Source organism: Corynebacterium sp. HMSC058E07 (genome assembly GCF_001809885.1).
GTDB lineage: Bacteria > Actinomycetota > Actinomycetes > Mycobacteriales > Mycobacteriaceae > Corynebacterium > Corynebacterium macclintockiae.
This window is the reverse complement of record NZ_KV799252.1, coordinates 1-18,470: the sequence shown is the minus strand read 5'-3', so window position 1 is coordinate 18,470 and position 18,470 is coordinate 1. Positions and strand designations below refer to the sequence as shown.

General features: G+C 62.9%; 17 protein-coding genes. 7 read left to right on the top strand and 10 right to left on the bottom strand.

All coding sequences use genetic code 11. The features are described 5' to 3' along the window. From HMPREF2678_RS01685 to HMPREF2678_RS01675, 3 genes are all read right to left on the bottom strand, one after another. Positions 1-2,309, bottom strand: a 2,309-nt coding sequence (locus tag HMPREF2678_RS01685) for a serine/threonine protein kinase (RefSeq protein ID WP_083303386.1), incomplete at its 3' end; no start/stop codon positions are given. Next, complete coding sequence (locus HMPREF2678_RS01680; protein WP_080719981.1) at positions 2,306-3,448, bottom strand: transporter substrate-binding domain-containing protein; 1,143 nt, start codon at positions 3,446-3,448, stop codon at positions 2,306-2,308. The genes HMPREF2678_RS01685 and HMPREF2678_RS01680, both read right to left, overlap by 4 nt. Next, the gene (locus HMPREF2678_RS01675; protein ID WP_034971715.1) at positions 3,448-4,866 is read right to left on the bottom strand and encodes a hypothetical protein; all 1,419 of its coding nucleotides are present in this window, start codon (positions 4,864-4,866) and stop codon (positions 3,448-3,450) included. The genes HMPREF2678_RS01680 and HMPREF2678_RS01675 overlap by 1 nt, the downstream gene beginning before the upstream one ends. Before the next feature lie 71 nt (positions 4,867-4,937). Here HMPREF2678_RS01675 and HMPREF2678_RS01670 point away from each other — a divergent pair, with 71 nt between their 5' ends. Both HMPREF2678_RS01670 and HMPREF2678_RS01665 read left to right on the top strand, forming a co-directional pair. Then, on the top strand, positions 4,938-5,996 hold the full coding sequence (locus tag HMPREF2678_RS01670) for an ABC transporter ATP-binding protein (protein ID WP_035002699.1): 1,059 nt from the start codon (positions 4,938-4,940) through the stop codon (positions 5,994-5,996). Next, the gene (locus tag HMPREF2678_RS01665) at positions 5,996-6,808 is read left to right on the top strand and encodes an ABC transporter permease (protein ID WP_070550606.1); all 813 of its coding nucleotides are present in this window, start codon (positions 5,996-5,998) and stop codon (positions 6,806-6,808) included. The genes HMPREF2678_RS01670 and HMPREF2678_RS01665 overlap by 1 nt, the downstream gene beginning before the upstream one ends. Positions 6,809-6,898: 90 nt before the next feature. Here the strand turns inward: HMPREF2678_RS01665 and HMPREF2678_RS01660 are convergent, their stop codons facing one another. The 5 genes from HMPREF2678_RS01660 to HMPREF2678_RS01640 all read right to left on the bottom strand — a co-directional run bounded on the left by HMPREF2678_RS01660 (position 6,899) and on the right by HMPREF2678_RS01640 (position 11,513). Then, positions 6,899-7,441 carry a MarR family winged helix-turn-helix transcriptional regulator gene (locus tag HMPREF2678_RS01660; protein WP_034969194.1) on the bottom strand — a complete coding sequence of 181 codons (543 nt, stop codon included), beginning with the start codon at positions 7,439-7,441 and terminating at the stop codon, positions 6,899-6,901. Positions 7,442-7,577: 136 nt separating this feature from the next. Continuing rightward, the gene (gene cls, locus HMPREF2678_RS01655) at positions 7,578-9,089 is read right to left on the bottom strand and encodes a cardiolipin synthase (RefSeq protein ID WP_070550605.1); all 1,512 of its coding nucleotides are present in this window, start codon (positions 9,087-9,089) and stop codon (positions 7,578-7,580) included. A gap of 3 nt (positions 9,090-9,092) precedes the next feature. Continuing rightward, entirely contained in the window at positions 9,093-9,917 is an 825-nt protein-coding gene (locus HMPREF2678_RS01650) for an exodeoxyribonuclease III (protein ID WP_034969187.1), read from the bottom strand. A gap of 11 nt (positions 9,918-9,928) precedes the next feature. Then, positions 9,929-10,939 carry an N-acetylglutamate synthase, CG3035 family gene (locus HMPREF2678_RS01645; protein WP_043012614.1) on the bottom strand — a complete coding sequence of 337 codons (1,011 nt, stop codon included), beginning with the start codon at positions 10,937-10,939 and terminating at the stop codon, positions 9,929-9,931. Further along, a complete protein-coding gene (locus HMPREF2678_RS01640) occupies positions 10,932-11,513 on the bottom strand; it encodes a peptide deformylase (protein WP_034969180.1) in 582 nt (193 codons plus the stop codon). Before HMPREF2678_RS01640 ends, HMPREF2678_RS01645 begins: the two co-directional genes overlap by 8 nt. A 25-nt stretch (positions 11,514-11,538) precedes the next feature. On the opposite strand from HMPREF2678_RS01640, the gene HMPREF2678_RS01635 reads away from it, so the two are divergent. Genes HMPREF2678_RS01635 through HMPREF2678_RS01625 form a run of 3 tightly spaced genes read left to right on the top strand, consistent with a single transcriptional unit; the run spans position 11,539 to position 13,723 of the window. Next, positions 11,539-11,748 (top strand): DUF3263 domain-containing protein, encoded by a 210-nt coding sequence (locus HMPREF2678_RS01635; protein WP_034969178.1) that lies wholly within the window; start codon positions 11,539-11,541, stop codon positions 11,746-11,748. Positions 11,749-11,802: 54 nt separating this feature from the next. Beyond that, entirely contained in the window at positions 11,803-12,495 is a 693-nt protein-coding gene (locus HMPREF2678_RS01630; protein WP_043012613.1) for a LytR C-terminal domain-containing protein, read from the top strand. Between the two features lie 49 nt (positions 12,496-12,544). Then, a complete protein-coding gene (locus tag HMPREF2678_RS01625; RefSeq protein ID WP_043012612.1) occupies positions 12,545-13,723 on the top strand; it encodes a glutamate--cysteine ligase in 1,179 nt (392 codons plus the stop codon). Between the two features lie 65 nt (positions 13,724-13,788). Here the strand turns inward: HMPREF2678_RS01625 and HMPREF2678_RS01620 are convergent, their stop codons facing one another. Then, positions 13,789-14,409 (bottom strand): hypothetical protein, encoded by a 621-nt coding sequence (locus HMPREF2678_RS01620; protein WP_034974890.1) that lies wholly within the window; start codon positions 14,407-14,409, stop codon positions 13,789-13,791. 255 nt (positions 14,410-14,664) lie between these two features. After that, positions 14,665-16,056 carry a dipeptidase gene (locus tag HMPREF2678_RS01615; RefSeq protein ID WP_035007533.1) on the bottom strand — a complete coding sequence of 464 codons (1,392 nt, stop codon included), beginning with the start codon at positions 16,054-16,056 and terminating at the stop codon, positions 14,665-14,667. 278 nt (positions 16,057-16,334) lie between these two features. Between HMPREF2678_RS01615 and groL the strand changes: the two genes are divergently transcribed. Together groL and HMPREF2678_RS10320 are read left to right on the top strand one after the other, a co-directional pair. After that, positions 16,335-17,978, top strand: a complete 1,644-nt coding sequence (gene groL, locus HMPREF2678_RS01610) for a chaperonin GroEL (protein WP_034981764.1) — start codon at positions 16,335-16,337, stop codon at positions 17,976-17,978. Positions 17,979-18,244: 266 nt separating this feature from the next. Then, positions 18,245-18,370 carry a PorACj family cell wall channel-forming small protein gene (locus HMPREF2678_RS10320; RefSeq protein WP_168163075.1) on the top strand — a complete coding sequence of 42 codons (126 nt, stop codon included), beginning with the start codon at positions 18,245-18,247 and terminating at the stop codon, positions 18,368-18,370. Positions 18,371-18,470: the final 100 nt, after the last annotated feature.

Below are 18,470 nucleotides of genomic sequence, written 5' to 3'. Positions count from 1 at the left end.
CCAGCCGGGCCGCCACCGACCACACCGCCGCCGACCACGCCGCCGCCGACCACACCGGCGCCATCATCCGGCGCGTCGCCCACGCCCCGCAGCCACGTCAGCCCTGCACTCAGCACGGCTATCCGAACCTGCGACAGGCGCGGCTCGTTAGTCGGCAGCGTTTCCAAACGCCTAGCCGCACGGCGGATGCGGGATTCGGTGAGGCGGTTGGCGTCAGAAATAAGCAACAGAATAGAAGTCAACCGCGCCAAACGATTATGCCGCGACGACTGCGGCAGCCGATCCAACGCCGCGACGGCCGAATCGACCATGCCCTCCGCGTGCAGCTGCCTGGCCAGGCCAAACGCGCTCGAAACGGTGGAAGGGTTCGTGGCCCACACTAACCCGTACAAGCGCATGGCGTGGAAACGCAGGCTGATGGGATCCTGCGTGATGTGTTCCCAGCCAGGAATGCCCGTGTAATCCTTCACCGGCACCCGCTGCGCATAAGCCAGGGAAGAGGCTGCGCGGGCGATGTGTTCGCTCAGCAGCTTCGTGGAGTTCACGCCCTGCTGCTGCAGCAACAGCTCATCCGTCGCAGCCAAGGCCAGCTTCGGCGCAGGCTCGCCGGGAAGAATGTACAGCACCCGGTTGAAGAACTTCTGCGCCTCCGCGAACTTCCCCGTCAGCAGCGCAGCAACCCCAGAGTGCCACTGGAAGCGCCAGTCGTTCTCCAGCCGCGGCTTCAGCTCGGCCAGCAGATCCTGTGCCTCGCGGGTACGCCCCACGTCCAACAGCGCACGCACCATCGTCAGGGGAATCTCCACGGAATGCTTCAAGTCCGGCTGGGCATAGGCCGCGCGCAGGGTATCCAGCAGGTCGCCGGCCTCGGTAAAGCTGGTGGCGGACAGCAGCCCATAGCCCGGATCCTTCGAATCGGCCAGCGGGGTCGGCAACGCGCTGACGACCTCGGGGACGGAAACCTCCGCGGACCTCACCACACCGTCGACCAGCTGGTCCGTGCGGAACACAATGTGCTTCGTGCCGAAGGTACTGCGCTGCGCGGTGAAGCGGGTGTTCAGGTGCGGGTAGTGGCGGCCGTCGCGGATGGCCAGGATCTCCCGCAGCACGCCGATCAGCTGGTTTGCCATCGCGGTGGCGGAGCCAAAGCGCGCGTCCGGGTTCTCATCTGTCGCCCGCAGCAGCAGCCGGTACAGGGAAAGATATTCGCGGAACAGCGGCACTTCGTCCGGGGTGGGCAGCTGTGACGAATACACGCCGTCGACCACCGGCAGATTCACAATCAGCGCGGCCAGTGTGCGACCGACGGTGTAGATATCGCTGGCGACGGTCGGCCCGGTCTTCGCGATCTCGGGGGCCTGGAAGCCCTTCGTGCCGAAGATGTGCCCGAACGCGCCGATGCCCGTCACCGCGCCCAGGTCGATCAACTTCACCTGATCCTCGGTGATCAGGATGTTGTCCGGCTTCAGGTCGTTGTACACCACTCCACGGGAGTGCAGGTAGTCCAGCGCAGGCAGGATCTCTAGGATGTAGCCGATCGCCACGTCTGGCTCCAGCAGCCCGGAAGCCAGCTTGCGCCGCTGGGCGCGCAGCGACGGGCCGCCGACGTACTCCATCACGATGAACCCACCGGGCGAGCGCGGGTCGTCGATGAAGTTGAAGATCTTCACGATGCCGGGGTGCGTAATGTCCGCCAGGAATGCCCGCTCTGATTCGGCGACGGCGCGTTCCTGTTCGTTCTTCGTGGCCATCATGCCTTTGAGCACCACGTAGCGGTCGGCGACGTTGTGGTCGACCGCGATGTACACCCACCCCAGGCCGCCGTGTGCGATGGGGCCCAGAATCTCGTATTGGCCTGCGATGATGTCGCCTGCTTTCAACGTCGGCGGGGCAGTGCCCTTTTCAATCGCCGCGGTGGGGTCGATCACCGCGTCTTCGGGGTCCGTCGGGGCGATGAAAGGCAGCTGCACCATGCCGTCGGCCACGGACGCGCCGGAGCGGTGCGTGCCACGCCTCTTGCGGAATGTCGATAGCGCCTCAATCCGGGAGCGTTCGCCCGAGTCCACGGCGCTGGCCGGGGATCCCGCGCCCACGGGGGCGGTGTTGCGTACGGTCTCATCGGTGTCTTCGTCGGCATCGTCGTCGGCGAAGGGGTCGAAGATTACAGCCTCGGTGCTCTCGTCGGTGTCCTCGTCGGCGAAGGGGTCGAAGGGTACCGCCTCGGTGTGCACTTCGGGCTCGCTAACGCCCTCGCCCTCTGCACTATCGCTCACGCCCTCGCGCGGCTGCTCGTCATCGTGCTGCGTCATTGTTCCTCCACCGCCTTTCGCCTGAACTTGTTGAGTTCCTTCGATGCTTCTTCGTCGCGGTACTTTAGCGGTAGTGGTGACGCCGGCCCCAGGTAGTCCGCCAGCCACGTGTCATACAGGTCTTGCCACGTTCCGTCGCGCCGAATCCTCTCGAGTGTGGAGTTCACCTGCATCACCAGGCCCGTTGTATTCCGTGGGAATCCAGGGGGTGCGATGGCCACTGCGTAATGGTTCGTATTCGAGGTTTCGGCCACCAGCGTTGTGTAGGGATCCTGGGCCTTCAGGCCGGTGAGGATGGCGTCATCCGTATAGATAGCGTCGGTCTGGAAGCGCTGCATGGCCATGAGGCAATCAGTCCATGCCTGGGCCAGCAGCAGCCTCCCCACGTCGTATTGCTTGATCCGCACGGCGGAGGTCGAGTCGCGCGTCACGCACACAGTCTTGTCGTGCAGCTGGTCGAAGCTTTCGATCTTGGAATCGCTCAGCACCAGCAGGCGCGAATGAACCTGCAGGTAAGGGATGGAAAACTCGACCTTCGACTGGCGCGAGCGGGTGGGGGACATCGTCCGCACGACGATATCTACGTCCCCGCTCCGTAGCGCTTCCGCGCGCTCGCGGCTCTCCACGTAGCGGAACTCGATCCTGTTGGGGTCGCCGAAGATATCCCTGGCGATCTCCCGCGCTAAGTCCACTTCGAAGCCCGCGACGTCACCCGTGACGGGGTCGCGGAATCCCAGCCGGTTCAGCGATTGGGCTACGCCCACGATCAGACGACCCCGGCGGAAAATCTCCGGCACGCGTTCCTTCGGCTTGCGGGTATCCGGCTTGATAGAGCCATAGGGTTCTTCACTGCCTGTGTTGTCGATGGCTGGGTTCATATCCGCTGCGGCGTCCGCATCGCCCGGTACATCGGCAGAATCGGCGTAGGACGCTCCGTAGGGCAGGTCTTCGCTGGCGTTGTGCTTAGCGTTCGGCCATTCGGGCAGGGTGGGGCTATCCATGGCGCAGGCCGTGGTTGCGGCAAGCGCGGCGGCAGAAAGGGTTGCCGCGATCGGCTTAAACGTTGCTAGCCACCAGCGCTGCTTCCGCGGACGGTGTGGATTGCGTGAACGTAAAGTGCGTGAGTGCTGCTGTGCCATTAGAGGAACTCCTGCAGTCGGGGTCGCGTGCCGCCGATGACACACAGGGCCGACAGGACCGTCAGCGCCAGAACCAAGTTCGTCACGCGGCCAGCGGCGCTGCGGCTTTCGACCAGAATATCGCGCAGCTCGGCGCGGATGCTGCTGATGAGTTCCTGCATTTCATCGTCCACGATCCTGTAGTCCGACGTGTCCTCGCCGGGGTCACCCGGCCCGCGGCCGTCCTGGATGCCCTTGCCATTCGGGTCTTTCTTCACCTTCGTATCCAGCGCGGCCGCCAGCGCTTCGGTGTAGCGGCCGTTCTGCAGTTCAGAAACCATGCGCGCGTGCGATTCGTCCCACGAGCGCAGGGCTTCGCGCGCCGTATCGATGCGCTCCGGGTGGCTCACCTGCTTGCGCAGTGCCTCCAGCTTCGAATCGATATCGGCCATGGAATCAGAGAACTTCTGCTGGCGATCCTTGCCGTAGTCACGCTGAATCAGCCCCAACGCTTCCTGTGTGCGCGATTGTTGCACCGAGATGCGCACTGCGGTGAGCTGCTCCAGCGGTCGCACGGTGCCTTGCACGTTTTGGTTACCCGCGTGCCACGTCAGGGCTGCGCTTGTGGACGCCCACACGAGTGCAAACAACATAAGTCCGGTGGCCGCCACATATCCGATGTTGAGCCGCCTGTTGGTCAATGCGGCGAGCCAGAATTGCGCGATGACCAGCATGATGATCGCCGCCACAATTCCGGAGAGGGGGAACCAGAGGGGAGCAGATAGCTTCGCCTGCTGGGCGGAGACTTCCTCCGAGGTCCTGGAATATAGCTCCCGGGCAGCGGGCAGCATCGTGTTCTGCATCAGGGTGGAAGCCTGGGTCAGGTAGGAAGCGCCGACGGGGTTGCGCAGACGGTCGTGCGTCTGCGCTTTGGCCATCAGCTGGAGGTAATCCGGCAAAGAGTTCTGAATCTGCAGCACCAGCGCCATCTCGCGCGACTCAATATCATCGATGCCGCTAGTGGCGCGGATGATAGCTGACGAGGCACTGGTCATGGCCGCGTCGTAATCCTTCGTGGCCGTATCGCTGGTGGACTTGCGCAGGAAGCTGGTGGTGGCCACGGAATCCGCCACGGACAGTGAGTTAAAAAGCTCCTGTGCTGCGTCCGACAGGGGTTCGGTACGGGTGACGAGGGTATTTAGCTGCGACTGGCGATTTTCTGAGCTGTAGACCATCGCGCCGCCGGCGGCGAGGATAGCCAAGACCAGAATGGTGGAGATGATGCTGAGAAGACCAGGGGATGTCCTGGCAAATCTCAGGAACCTGCGTGGCGCTTCCAGCGCCGGATTCATCAGTCCCCTAAACGACCGCCCACGACCGGTGGGGTGCTCGTCGCTGTCCATCCACCGGTCTGCCTCGAACGCAGTCACTGGGGGCATAAGCACAAAGTATATACACCCTAAGTAATTTCGCGTCTACAAAGTCGACTTAGTGTGGCACACTGGAACGCATGATTACGGTCAGTTCCCTTACCAAAGCCTATAAAGGCACTACGGTAGTCGATGATTTGAACTTTGAGGTCACCCCCGGAATAGTTACCGGGTTCTTAGGACCCAACGGTGCCGGCAAGTCTACGACGATGCGAATGATCGTCGGTTTGGATGAGCCGACGAAGGGCACTGCCCGAATCGACGGCAAGGCATACGCCGAATACAAGCATCCGCTGTCCAAGGTAGGCACTCTGCTGGACGCGAAGTGGGTGCACCCCAACCGCAGCGCGGCTTCGCACCTGCGCTGGGTCGCCGCGGCGAACGGCATTTCTAAGAAACGCGTGGATGAGGTCCTGGGCATTGTAGGCCTCAGCGACGTTGCCGGTCGTAAGGCCGGAAAGTTCTCTCTGGGCATGGGGCAACGCCTCGGCTTGGCGTGCGCCTTGCTGGGCGACCCGGAGGTCCTGATCCTCGACGAGCCGGTCAACGGCCTGGACCCGGAGGGCATCCGCTGGGTTCGTGACTTCGTTCGGGCGCTGGCCCGTGAGGGTCGCACTGTGCTCATCAGCTCGCACCTGCTTAGCGAGATGGCGCAGACCGCCGACCACCTGATTGTCATCGGCAAGGGTCGGCTGGTGGCCAACCAGAGCACTCATGAGTTCATCAAGTCGACCTCCGAGGTAGCCACTGTCGTCCGAACTGACCACGTCGATGAGATGAAGACAGCACTGATGGAGGAGCAGGTGCGCTTCGAAGAGGGCAAGGACCTGGACGGTCGCACGACACTCACCATTCCGCAGCAGGAAAGCGACTGGGTGGGTGCCCTGGCCTACAGCTATGGGCTGCGCCTGCGCGAGCTATCTGAGAAGCGCCCGAGTCTGGAGGACGCATACCTGCGTATGACGCAAGAGCACGTGGAATACCACGCGAACGTCGAGGCGGCTCAAGCCCCAGAGGCGGAACCCACGGCGGGGCGTCACCAAGAAAAGGCCGAGGAAAGCAGTAAGGCCGACGAAACCAGCAAGGCCGACGAGGCAACCGGCAACGCCGTGCGCCTGCAGAAAGAAGGGGACAAGTAATGGTGAACCTGATCCAGTCGGAACTGATAAAGATCCGCAGCACCAAGGCCCTGTGGTGGACCTCCGGGCTGATCCTGTTCTTCTCGCTAGGCTTCGCGCTGCTGAACGGCGGCATGACCGGCTCTCTGCTGAGTAGCGCCGAGGCGCAGAAGGACCAGGAGCTGTACATGTCCGTCGCCAGCTCCATTAACGCTGGCATGGGCCTCAACGGCTTCCTGACCTTCGGCATGATGATCGTGATGATCCAGTCCGTCATGATGGTGACCACCGAATACGGTTCGAACACCAGCAAAACCACCCTGCTGGCCACCCCGACGCGTTGGCAGGTGCCGATCGCGAAGTTCCTGGTCTATGGGCTGATTGCCTCGATCCTGGCGTTTATTTCCAACGTCGTCGGCACGATCCTGGCGCGCTGGTCGCTCGGTTGGAAGCTGGAGGACGAGGAGCTGCTGAGCAAGGCCGGCCTCGGCGCCGACGGCCTGTCTGAGCAGATCTGGCGCACCGAGGTCTTCCTGCTGCTGACCATCGCCGCCGCCATCGGCGTGGGTTACCTGGTGCGCAACACCGCAGGTGGCATTGCCGCCCTGCTGCTGTGGAACCTGGTTATCGAGGGCACGCTGGTGCAACTGGTGCCGAAGGTCCGCGACTGGCTGCCGCCGTACATGCCTTTCACGAACGCCGACGCGTTCACCGGCATGCACGACCTGGAGGATGCGCCGTGGGGTCAGACCGGCTCGATCCTATACTTCGCCGCGTGGTGTGTGGTGCTCTTCGTGGCTGGACTGATCACGCTAAAGAAGCGCGACGCTTAAAGGCGTTCTATTTAGGACGCCCCTTCGCCCCACCGGCTATCACGCGCCAGGTGGGGCTTTCGCATGTCGGGCTAAGCCGGCTTGCACTGATTAGTCTGGCTTGCGCTGTAGATCGTCGACGAGAGATTCCGCGGCCAGGGAAAGATTGCGCAGCGCGGGCACGCCACGGCGCAGCTTTGCGATGTCGCGTGCGTCCATGCGGTCGGTGGCCTTAGTGATGATCAGCGCCCACTCGTCGGTGATGGAGTTCATCATGTCCACACCCTCGTCGGTGAGGTAAAGATCCTGGGCGCGCTTGTCCTCCGGGTTGGCCTGGCGGCGTACCAGACCGGAGTTGATGAGACGCCGGACAGTGGCCGATACGTTCGAGGCGCGGAGGAAGCGCAGTCGGGCAACGTCGGAAACGCCGCAGCCCGGATGCTGGGAAATGAACTGCAGCACCTCGATCTCCGACTGGGAGATCTCCAGTGACTGGTTCGGGCGCTCCATCAACCGGCGCGTGGCAGAAAGAAAGTCATACACTGCGGTGGCGATCTCGGCGACGTCGATCTCCGGCAGTATCTCGGGTGCCTTGCGCCCGCGTACCTGTGGCTGGGAAGGCGTTTGTGGCGGCTTCTGGGGTGACGGGGTCATCGGCGAAACTTTCTTTTGGCGTTTTAGCGTTCGTTCATTAATAACTTGTGAAACACCCTATATGACGCTGATCCCACTATTGCCTGATTTGCCAATAAAGGGAACGCCGAACGCTATTGTGGCGCGCTATTCGCCGCTACTGCAGCGCGCTGGTGAGCCGCGCGACGTTATCCACGTACTGCTTGTACAGCGGCCGGGTGCTCCACTGCTCTTCGGTGAGCAGCGCCGAACGCTCCTTGTAGTCGTCCGTCAGCGCACGTAGTGCGTTCAAAAGCTCGCCCTTGCCGACCATCAGTGAAATCTCGTAGTTCAGGCCGAAGCTGCGCATGTCCATGTTGGAGCTACCCATCACTGCCACCTCGCCATCGGCGATGGCGAACTTGGAGTGCAGCACCTTTGGGTAGGGGTACAGGTACATGCGTACCCCGGCCTTCAGCAGCTCCGAGTAGTAGGAGGCCTGCGCGTGCCCCACCATCGGCTGATCCGACTTCTCGGAGACGTAGAGCTCCACCCGCACGCCGCGGTAGCAGGCGGTCGTCACGGCCTCCATGAGGGACTCGTCGGGGATGAAGTACGGGCTGATCAGCTTGAGCGTGTGCTTGGCGTGGTGTGCGATAGAGGTAAACAGTCGCAGGTTCGGCTCCGTGGTGAATCCCGGGCCGGAGGGCACGATCTGCATGATGTCCGCGCCCGTGTCCTGGTCGTGCGTATGCAGCCACTCCTTGGCATCCGTGGGGTTGATCAGGTCCAGTTCCTCGTTGGTTTCGGTGTACCAGTCCACGGCAAACACCGAGTTGATGGTGCTGACGATCGGCCCGGTGAGCTCCGCCATCACGTCCACCCATTCGCGACCGATCTTGTGGTTCTTCGGCTTCTGGTACGGGGCCTCGATCATGTTTTGCGAGCCGATGAAAGCCACCCGCCCGTCCACGACCATTAGCTTGCGGTGGTTGCGCAGGTCGGGGCGGCGGAAGCGCCACTTGAAAGGTTGCAGTGGCAGCATGACCTGCCAGTCCACGCCCATGGCCTTCAACCTCTTGCCCAGCTTCTTGTTGCCCTTGTACTTGTGCGCGCCGATGTGATCCCACAGCACGCGCACCGTCACGCCGCGCTGTGCGGCGCGCCCCAGCGCCTCGAAGAAGGGCTCGGTCGTATCGTCCCAGGCCATGATGTAAATCTCGACGTTTACATAGTCTTTCGCCGAGTCGATGGCGCGGCACATGGCGGCGATGGATTCCTCGTAGTCCGAATGCAGCGCCTGCATCGTCCCATCCACCGCCGGCAGCGCGGTGAGTTCGCGGTTGAGGCGCACCAGGGAGCGCAGTTCATCGCTCAGTTCGCTGCCCTCTGGCACGTCGGGCTCGTCGGAGCTCATGGTGCGGATCAGCTCGTTGGCCTGGTTCTGGATGCGGTGGCGGCGCCGGTTGATCGCTGGCGATCCCATCAGTAGGAATAGGAAGATGCCCAGGAAGGGAATGAGGAAGATGGCGAGCAGCCAGGCCATGGCGGACGTGGGGCGTCGTTCCTTAGGAACCCAGCCCAGGGCAAAGACCTTGAGCGTGTAGTCCAGAACGACCAGCGTGACCTGCCACCATTGCAGGTCGTCGGTGAACTCGCTGAAGATTCCAAACAGATCGGGGAACGGCATGGCCTAGACTCCGCCGTTGGCTTTGCCGTCAGCGTTGCCGTCGACGCTGTAATCCACGATCACCGGAGCGTGGTCGGAGGCACCCTTGCCTTTGCGCTCATCGCGATCCACGCGCGCGGAAGTCGGGGTAATCCCGCGGCAATACTGCAGGTCAATGCGCATACCCTCGCCCTTTTGGAAGCGCATGGCCTGGTAGTCCCAGTAGGTGTATTCGTCGGCGATCAGATCCGTCGCGGCTGTCATCCCCGCATCCTCCAGGGCGCGCAGCCGGGCGCGCTCGTTGGGGGTCACGTGCGTCCGACCGTCGAAGAAGCTGCGGTCCCATACGTCCTTGTCGCGCGGGGCGATGTTGTAGTCGCCGACCAGGCACAGCTTCTGGCTGCTCTTTCTTTCGGACGCCCCCACGCCCGAACCCGCCGCATACGCCGCGAGGGCGTCGAGCCACCGCAGCTTGTAGGAGTAATGCGGATCCGCGATTTCGCGGCCGTTAGGAACGTACAGGCTCCAGATCTCCACGCCGCCGCAGGTCGCGCCAATCGCGCGCGCCTCCAGGGCCTGGTCAGCGTCCAGATCCTTGTCGAAGCCGGGCTGGCCGAAGTCGGTCTGCACGTCTTCCAGCCCCACCCGCGACAGGATGGCCACGCCGTTGAAGCTGTGCAGGCCGAAGTGGGCCTGCTGGTAGCCAGTGTCAGAGAAATCGGGGAACTGCTTGTCGGTGCACTTGGTTTCCTGCAGGCACAGTACGTCGACGTCGCTGCGCTGCAGGAACTCGCGCACCCGCTCCTCGCGGGTGCGGACGGAGTTGATGTTCCAGGTGGCGATGCGCATGGTTAAGCATTCTAGCGCGTGCGCAGACTGCGACTGCGGTGGTGTTCGCTGAAGCCTAGCTTGTGGTACAGCGCCTTTCCAGCGGTGTTGGAATCGATAACGTCCAGGTAGGCGCGGTCGGCGCCGTTGTCCTTGCCCCAGTCCAGGATGTGCTGGCACAGCAGGGTGCCCAGTCCCTGACGGCGGTATTCCGGGGCGACAGCCACGGCGGAGTATCCCAGCCAGTCGTCGGTGATGGTGGCGCGGGTGATGGCTGCGAGTTGCCCGTCGATGGTCAGGCGCGCGAAGCCTAGCTGGCCGTCGATGCGTTGGCTCAGCAGATCCAGGGCTTTCTTGGGCAGGGGTTGGCCGCGGAACTTGTACATGGAGAACCAGTCGGCAGTTGGACTGTCGTCGACTGTGAGCGCGACCTGTGTGTCGGCAAGTGGCGGGGTCAGCTGGCTTTCTGGCTGTCCACCCAGGTCCTTGCTCATCACTACGATCTCCGGCCCGCGTTCACCCGGCAGGTGCTCGGCGGGGCGGCCGATCCGGTCGGGGATCATCAGCTGGCACGGCAGGTCGTGGGAGCGGTAGAACTCCTGCAGTTCTGCGAGCGGAACTTCTCGCAGCCCGGCGCTCGGCCCGATGGGTACTGCGGAGTTGCTGCGCTCGGTGATGCCATCGCCTGCGCGCGCCAGCCAGCCGCCGATCATCTGGTTATCGATGCCGGGGAAGGCTGCGGCTTTGGCGGTCTCCAGCGCGCGTATGTCGCTGTTGCGCACGGGTTTCGCGCTCAGGGTCTTCAGTACCACCACGTTGCCGTCCGGGATGATCCGGTCGTCGACCTGCAGAGGGTTCACGCTGCGGAGCACGCCGATCGCGTCGGTGACGGTGCCTGCGTCTTCAGTGACGCGGTAGCGCACCACCACGCGCACGCCCAGGCGGATGCTGACGGGGTCGGTGAGGCGGCTGATCGGGAACCCGAAGCCTTCCACCCGCCGCGCACCGGCGTGAGCGGCGGAGAAGGTCGTGTCCTTATTCATGCCCGAAAGGATCCTCGTCCACGCCGGGCAGCCAGGTGTTACCCGCGTGATCCCAACCCTCGGCCTTAATGGCCTTCTTGGACTTGCGCTTCCAGCGGCCGATCAGGGTGTCGGTGTAGAGGTAACCGTCCAGGTGGCCGACCTCGTGCTGAAGGCAGCGGGCGAAGAAGCCGGTGCCCTCGACGGTGACTTCCTCACCGTTTTCGTCCAGGCCGGTCACTCGCGCCCAGTCGGCGCGGCCGGTGGGGAAGGAGTAGCCGGGTACGGACAGGCAGCCTTCCTCGTCTTCTTCCTCGTCGGGCATGGATTCGGGGATCTCGCTGGTTTCCAGTACCGGGTTGATTACGCAGCCGCGGCGCATTGTGCCCAGCTCTGTGTCGGGGCAGTCGTAGATGAAGAATCTTTTATTGACGCCAACCTGGTTGGCCGCCAATCCCACACCATTGGCCGCGGACAGAGTTTCGTACATGTCCTCGATCAGGGTGGCGAGGTCTGGGATCTCGCTCGGGTCCACCTTGGTGGTGGGGTTGTGGAGGACGGGGTCGCCACAGATGACGATAGGCATGATGGTCATGACTCACAGTCTAGAATCTATTGCCATGTTGTCAGACCGAGAGATCGCCATTTTGGAGTTTGAGCGCCGCTGGTGGCTGGATACCAGCGCAAAGAACGAGCACATCCGTGGCGAGTTCGGGGTGGATCCGGTGCGCTATTTCCAACAGCTCAACCGTTTGATCGAGCGCCCCGAGGCGCTGGATTTCGATCCCGTGTTGGTGCGGATGCTGTTGCGCCGCCGCGACGAAGAGTGAGTGACCGCGCGTGTCAGGCTTGTTACTAATGTTGCGAAAGTTAAAATCTGAGGCGTGACTGATTCGAACCGACCACGCCATGCACTCGACGACGCAGAGGATAGCGAGAACCTCGGCCTGCCCCTCCGCGGGCTCGCCATGATTCTGATCGCTGTGGCCGTCCTGCTGATCGGCTGGGCTGCCTACTCCCTGACGGGGAAGGATTCCGACGAATCCAACCGGGCCAGCCAGAGCCAGCAGACCAGCCAGGCGCAGAACCAGCCTGGTAAGGCTCCCTCGAGCGAGCAGGGTGCGCGCACCCCCGGTGGTCCCGAGCCCGATAAGCCGAAGCCGGAAGGCGAGCAGGTCGGCCGGGAGAATGCTTCCGCCGATGGGCGCCAGGAAGGCGAAGCTAATCCGGCGGAGGGTGGCGTCAATAAAGAAAACACCTATGTGGCCGTCCTCAACAACAGTCCCATCGCAGGGCTCGCCGGCGACGTAGCCCACAAGATGCGTGATCAGCAGTGGAGCAAGACCGGTGTGGGCAACCTCCCGGACGAATCGGGTGTGTTCCCGACGTCTGTGGTGCTCTACTCGAAGGGTAATGACGCCGAACGTCAGCTGGCCGAGCAGCTTGCCAAGGACCTCGGCATCTCCTCGCGCGAACGGGATGAGGTGACCGATCGCACCCTCGCTGGTGTAACCATGCTGGAGGGGCAGCGCCCCGCGGGTGTCGTTGTTGTGACAACAAATGACATGCCCCGCTAGAGTGAAAGAGTTCTTTAAACTTCTGTCTACATATCTTTAAGGGGCCACAATGGACTTCCCGGGTTCCGCGCCTTCTGTTGGTATTGAGTGGGAAGTCGCCCTCGTTGACCCCGAAACCCGCGACCTGGTTCCGCGTGCTGCGGAACTGCTGGAGCGGATGGACGAGGTACACCCCGGCCACAAGGTCGTCCGCGAGTTCCTAGCGAATACCGTGGAGATGGTCTCCAGCGTGCACGGCACGATCCCGGAGGCCGTGGAGGAGCTGCGCGGCCAGGCCAAGCAGCTGCTGGAATGTGCGGACGACATCGGCGTGAACCTGTTCTCCGCGGGCACGCACCCATTCGCACACTGGGGTGACCAGAAACTTAGCGAAAAGGGCAGCTACCAGGAGATCATCGAGCGCACCCAGTACTGGGGCCGCCAGATGCTGATCTGGGGAATCCACGTGCACGTGGGCGTGGGCTCCAAGGAAAAGGTGTGGCCGATCATCAACGCGTTGATGACGCACTACCCGCACATCCTGGCCATGTCCGCCAGCTCGCCCGCATGGGAGGGGCTGGATACCGGCTATTCCTCCAACCGCACCCTGCTGTATCAGCAGCTGCCGACCGCGGGCATGCCCTACCACTTCGAGGACTGGGAGCAGTGGGAGGAATTCAACCGGGACCAGGATCGTTCCGGGGTGATCAACCACACCGGCTCGATGCATTTCGACGTGCGTCCCACCAAGTACGGCACGGTGGAGACCCGTTTTGCTGACGCCACGATGGAGCTGTGGGAGCTCGCAGCCATCGCCGCCTACACTCACTGCCTGGTGGTGTACTTCGAGCGCCGCCTGGATGCCGGCCACAAATTGCCGAGCCTGCAGCCCTGGCATGTTGCGGAGAACAAATGGCGCGCGGCACGCTACGGCCTGGACGCGCTGATCATCACGGATAGGGAGACTAACGAGGCGCTGGTCACTGACGAGCTGGATGCGTGGGTGGATAGGCTCGCCCCGCTGTCGGAGGAGCTGGGCTGCGCCGCCGAGCTGCAGGATGTGCGCAAGCTGATCGCCCGCGGTGGGGACTACGCGCTGCAGCGTGCCGCCGCCCGGGAATACGGCGCGGCGCCGGAACCGGGCACGCGTACCCGCGGTGACGATGGGGTAGAGGGTGGCTTCACTCAGCCGGAGGCGTGGATCGCTGCGGTCGACCTGACGGTCGACCGACTGCGGAAGTCGCTGTAGTTACGCGGCCTAGCCGCTGTTACACGGCCTAGCCACCATGACGTGGCGAAGCTTAGAGGTGCAGCTTAGAGGTGCAGGCGGGAGGCTGCGTTGCACAGCGCGTTGGCGATCGAGGTATCGCGATCCGCGCCGAAGCCGACGGCCCACACGCGCTTGGACTTGTGCACCGCGTAAATGAAGGTCACCGTGGCCTCGAAGATGTCGTACTGGTGGAACTCCACAACTTCCACAGGGAAGCTGTGGTCAGCCAGAACCTCCGACATCGCAGAGGATGCGCCCATCGCGGTGATCTCCACGCGGGTGGCCTGCCCATCGGCGCGCAGGCCACTGACCTGCATGCTGAAGTCGTGGCGACCCAGCGAGCGGCGGGTGGCCTTCAGGTAATCCACGCGGATCGCGGCGGGAGCGTAGGTGCGGATGAACTTCTTCCACTCCATGCCACGCGCCTCCTGGCGCATGCCGACCGGCAGGCGCTGCCCGAAGCGGGCGCGGAAAGGATCCTCCGCGAAGGTGCGGGTGCGCTTGCGGCGCTTTTCGATGCGAGTGTGTACCGGCTCGCTGAACGTCTTCGCAGTCGAACGTCGCGCGCTGGGTAGCGGGGTGTACACCGGCGCGTCTAGCTCCATGTCCTGGTCCGAGCTTGCGAAGCGGATCAAGGTCGTGGTGTTCGAAGTAGAGACGTTCATGGGAGTGGCTCGAATTTCTGGAACAGAATCTTACAAAGTGCGGTTGGCTAAAAAGGTGCAGTTGGTTAAGTACTGCTACTTAAATAATGTAATCCGTCTCACTCTGAGATTCAAACTGTTGCCTAGTTCTCATTCTGTGAGATTTCCGGTGGTAGGGGCCGGTTCTAGGCAATAGTTCGGCAACGTCTGGGTAGCGTCTGGGCAATGCTAGGGCAACGCCTCGGCAGTGCACGCGCACTTACCGAGAGTCAAGTGCTAGCTGTGGGCGGCCGCGGTGCGCAGCAGGAACAGTAGCTCCGCCGTGGCGATGGCCTCGATCTCGCCCGGATCCACCGACTCGTCCGCCGAGTGGATGGCGCACTTCGGCTCCTCGATGCCATACAGCGCGAGCTCTGCCTCCGGATACGCGGACAGCAGCTTGTTCGTCAGTGGGATCGATCCGCCAGAGGCAACCTCCATCGTCTCCTTGCCGTAAACCTCGCCCAGCGCCTCGCCGAGCAGCTGCAGAGCCGGGCCGGACGTATCCGCCTGAAATGCTTCGGCCAGCGAGCCACGCTCGATCTCCACCAGCGCGTTGGTCTTCTGGCTTTCCAGGTGCTTGACCAGCAGATCCTGGCATTCCTGCGGATCGCGTCCCGGCGGGACGCGCAGGCTTACGACGGCCGCCGCGGTCGCCGGAACGGAGTTCACCGAGTCCGCCACCGACAGCGCATCCAGGCCCGTGATCGTGATCGACGGATTCATTACCGTCAGGTCGTTCGGCTGCCACTCGCCGGTGCCGTACAGCGCCACGCCGTCGGTCACCCCGGCGTTGTCGCGGAATGCTTCTTCTGTGGGTCCGACGCCACCCCAGCGCTCCTTCGGCTCCAATCCCGGAACGGCCACCAAGCCGTCCTTGTCGTGGAGGGTAGCTAGCAGCTGCACTAGCTCGACGAGGGCATCCGGAGCCGAGCCGCCGAACTGGCCGGAGTGCATCGGCTGCGCCAGCGTGCGGGTGCGCACGGTGACCGGCGCGGAACCGCGCAGCGCGGTGCACAGGCTTGGCTCGCCCAGAGCGTCATTGCCGGAATCGGCGATGAGGAAGGTGTCGGCAGCGAAGAGTTCCGGCTTCTCGGCCAGAAGGTCCTCCAGGCCGTAGCCTCCGCGCTCCTCCGAGCCCTCGACGACGATTCGGATGCCGAGGTTTTTGGCGGCTGGGAAGTGGGCGTCCGAAAGAATAGAAAGAGCACGCAGCACCGCAACGTGCATGGCGACGTGGCCCTTGCAGTCGGCGGTACCACGGCCATACCAGCGGCCGTCGCGTTCGGTAAGGGTCCACGGGTCGGAGGTCCACTCGTTGACGTCGCCGGCGGGCTGCACGTCGAAGTGGGAGTACAGCAGGATGGTGGGGTAGCCCTCGGCGGGTTCGCGCAGGCCGATGACGGAGGTGGAGCCGTCGGTGGTGACATGACCGGTGACGGGGATGCCCACGCTGGTGAATGCGTCGATGACCCACTGTGCAGCGGCGGCATTGGCTTCCTCGAGGCCCGGGGTGGAGTGGACCGACTCGAAGGAGACGAGGGCGGTGAGGTCCTCCTTGAGTTGTGGCATTTGCTCCGCGATGGCGGCACGGGCGAGGTCTAGCTGAGAGGTGTTGGAATTGCTCATAGATAACTACTGTAGCGACCGCACCGGACAGGGCCTTGTAGGTGGCGGCGCCGCGAGTAGTGCTACGGCTGTGGGTAACGCAAAGAATGCGCAAGCATCTTGCAGACGATGGGGGAGAGTGCTAAAAACGGGATTAGCACTTGAACTAAGGGAGTGCCAGAAAATAACCGTCAGATGAAGTGAGGGTGAATGTCGCGACATTCATTCACCCGTGCCGTCGCGGGCGCTTGATCTGAACCGTATGTGTCGCCAACTCTAACGGAGGATCGAAAAGCCTCATGGCTAAGATGATTGCATTCGACGAAGAAGCACGCCGCGGACTGGAAAAGGGTCTGAACACCCTGGCAGACGCGGTCAAGGTAACCCTCGGCCCGAAGGGACGCAACGTTGTCCTGGAGCGCAAGTGGGGCGCCCCGACGATCACCAACGACGGTGTGACGATCGCTCGCGAAATCGAGCTGGAAGACCCCTACGAGAAGATCGGTGCTGAGCTGGTCAAGGAAGTTGCCAAGAAGACCGACGACGTCGCTGGCGACGGCACTACCACCGCCACCGTCCTGGCACAGGCCCTGGTGCGCGAGGGTCTGCGCAACGTTGCCGCTGGCTCCAACCCGATGGGCATCAAGCGCGGCATCCAGGCTGGCGTGGAGAAGGTCACGGCAGAGCTGCTGGGCCACGCCAAGGAGATCGAGACTCAGGAGCAGATCGCCGCTACCGCAGGTATCTCCGCTGCTGACGAGAAGATCGGCCAGCTGATCGCCGAGGCTATGTACAAGGTCGGCGACGGCCAGCTGAACAAGGACGGCGTAATTACCGTCGAGGAGTCCAACGCTTTCGGTGTGAACCTCGAGGTCACCGAGGGTATGCGCTTCGACAAGGGCTACATCTCCGGCTACTTCGCCACCGACGTGGAGCGCGGCGAGGCTGTCCTGGAGGATCCGTACATCCTGCTGGTCAGCTCCAAGATCTCCAACGTGAAGGACCTGCTGCCGCTGCTGGAGAAGGTCATGCAGTCCGGCAAGCCGCTGCTGATCGTTGCCGAGGACATCGAGGGCGAGGCTCTGTCCACCCTGGTTGTGAACAAGATCCGTGGCACCTTCAAGTCCGTCGCCGTGAAGGCTCCGGGCTTCGGCGACCGCCGCAAGGCACAGCTGCAGGACATTGCGATCCTGACCGGTGGCCAGGTTATCGCCGAGGAAGTTGGCTTGTCCCTGGAGACCGCTGACCTGCCGATGCTGGGCACCGCCCGCAAGGTCGTTGTGACCAAGGACGACACCACCATCGTTGACGGCGCAGGTTCCGCAGAGCAGCTGGCTGGTCGCATCAAGCAGATCCGCCAGGAGATCGAGAACGCTGACTCCGACTACGACGCAGAGAAGCTGCAGGAGCGCCTGGCTAAGCTGTCCGGCGGCGTTGCAGTGCTGCAGGTCGGCGCCGCTACCGAGGTGGAGCTGAAGGAGCGCAAGCACCGCATCGAGGATGCCGTGCGCAACGCAAAGGCAGCTGCAGAAGAGGGTATCGTCGCCGGCGGCGGCGCAGCCCTGCTGCAGACCGCCAACGTGCTGGACGACAACCTGGGTCTGGAGGGCGATGAGGCTACCGGCGTGCAAATCGTTCGCGCCGCCCTGGCTGCCCCGCTGAAGCAGATCGCCCACAACGCTGGCTTGGAGCCCGGCGTGGTTGTCGACAAGGTCGCCAACCTGCCGGTCGGTGAGGGCCTGAACGCCGCTACCGGCGAGTACGTGGACCTGCTGAACGCTGGTATCTCCGATCCGGTGAAGGTCACCCGTTCCGCTCTGCAGAACGCTGCCTCCATCGCCGCGCTGTTCCTGACGACCGAGGCTGTCGTTGCGGATAAGCCGGAGCCGGAGGCGCCGGCAATGCCGGGTGCCGACGAGATGGGCGGCATGGGAGGCTTCTAATCGCCTCTCAGGAATAGCTAAAAATAGCTAGTTTGCCTAGATTTAACCTAGGTAGACAAGGCGTAAAAACAGCCCCTGAGCTGGAACTTTATCAAACCGTTACCCTCTGTTGGGGGATAGGTTCACAAAAGGTTCCTCTCAGGGGTTGTGTCTTTTCTTAGATACGCTAGTGTATTTCGCAGACGGCCTAAAGGGGGCGTCACTACCAAAGAAAATTTTTGGGCCCAGGGAACCTGGCGCCCCCGATCTCTTAAGAGGAGAACACAATGATCGATCAGATTACCACCATCTTCGGCCAGCTGGGCGACTTCCTGGGCGGCTTCGGCAACATCTTCAAGGGCCTGAAGGACGTTATCAAGACCATCGTTGCTTGGACCGGTGCTTCCAAGTAAGTTCCGCTTCTAGCGATTGTTAAAACCCCGGCTTCGGCCGGGGTTTTTTCATGCCTAGTTGAGCCGTGCGGGTTAAGTAGCAAAAAGTGTGTCTGACTTT

Excerpts from the sequence above, each read along its gene's own strand:
- HMPREF2678_RS01640 (WP_034969180.1), bottom strand. The coding sequence starts at position 11,513 with ATGACCATCATGCCTATCGTCATCTGTGGCGACCCCGTCCTCCACAAC.
- HMPREF2678_RS01675 (WP_034971715.1), bottom strand. The coding sequence starts at position 4,866 with ATGCCCCCAGTGACTGCGTTCGAGGCAGACCGGTGGATGGACAGCGAC.
- HMPREF2678_RS01625 (WP_043012612.1), top strand. The coding sequence starts at position 12,545 with ATGGACTTCCCGGGTTCCGCGCCTTCTGTTGGTATTGAGTGGGAAGTC.
- HMPREF2678_RS01615 (WP_035007533.1), bottom strand. The coding sequence starts at position 16,056 with ATGAGCAATTCCAACACCTCTCAGCTAGACCTCGCCCGTGCCGCCATC.
- HMPREF2678_RS01670 (WP_035002699.1), top strand. The coding sequence starts at position 4,938 with ATGATTACGGTCAGTTCCCTTACCAAAGCCTATAAAGGCACTACGGTA.
- HMPREF2678_RS01645 (WP_043012614.1), bottom strand. The coding sequence starts at position 10,939 with ATGAATAAGGACACGACCTTCTCCGCCGCTCACGCCGGTGCGCGGCGG.
- HMPREF2678_RS01680 (WP_080719981.1), bottom strand. The coding sequence starts at position 3,448 with ATGGCACAGCAGCACTCACGCACTTTACGTTCACGCAATCCACACCGT.
- cls (WP_070550605.1), bottom strand. The coding sequence starts at position 9,089 with ATGCCGTTCCCCGATCTGTTTGGAATCTTCAGCGAGTTCACCGACGAC.
- HMPREF2678_RS01620 (WP_034974890.1), bottom strand. The coding sequence starts at position 14,409 with ATGAACGTCTCTACTTCGAACACCACGACCTTGATCCGCTTCGCAAGC.
- HMPREF2678_RS01665 (WP_070550606.1), top strand. The coding sequence starts at position 5,996 with ATGGTGAACCTGATCCAGTCGGAACTGATAAAGATCCGCAGCACCAAG.
- HMPREF2678_RS01635 (WP_034969178.1), top strand. The coding sequence starts at position 11,539 with ATGTTGTCAGACCGAGAGATCGCCATTTTGGAGTTTGAGCGCCGCTGG.
- HMPREF2678_RS10320 (WP_168163075.1), top strand. The coding sequence starts at position 18,245 with ATGATCGATCAGATTACCACCATCTTCGGCCAGCTGGGCGACTTCCTG.
- HMPREF2678_RS01660 (WP_034969194.1), bottom strand. The coding sequence starts at position 7,441 with ATGACCCCGTCACCCCAGAAGCCGCCACAAACGCCTTCCCAGCCACAG.
- HMPREF2678_RS01650 (WP_034969187.1), bottom strand. The coding sequence starts at position 9,917 with ATGCGCATCGCCACCTGGAACATCAACTCCGTCCGCACCCGCGAGGAG.
- groL (WP_034981764.1), top strand. The coding sequence starts at position 16,335 with ATGGCTAAGATGATTGCATTCGACGAAGAAGCACGCCGCGGACTGGAA.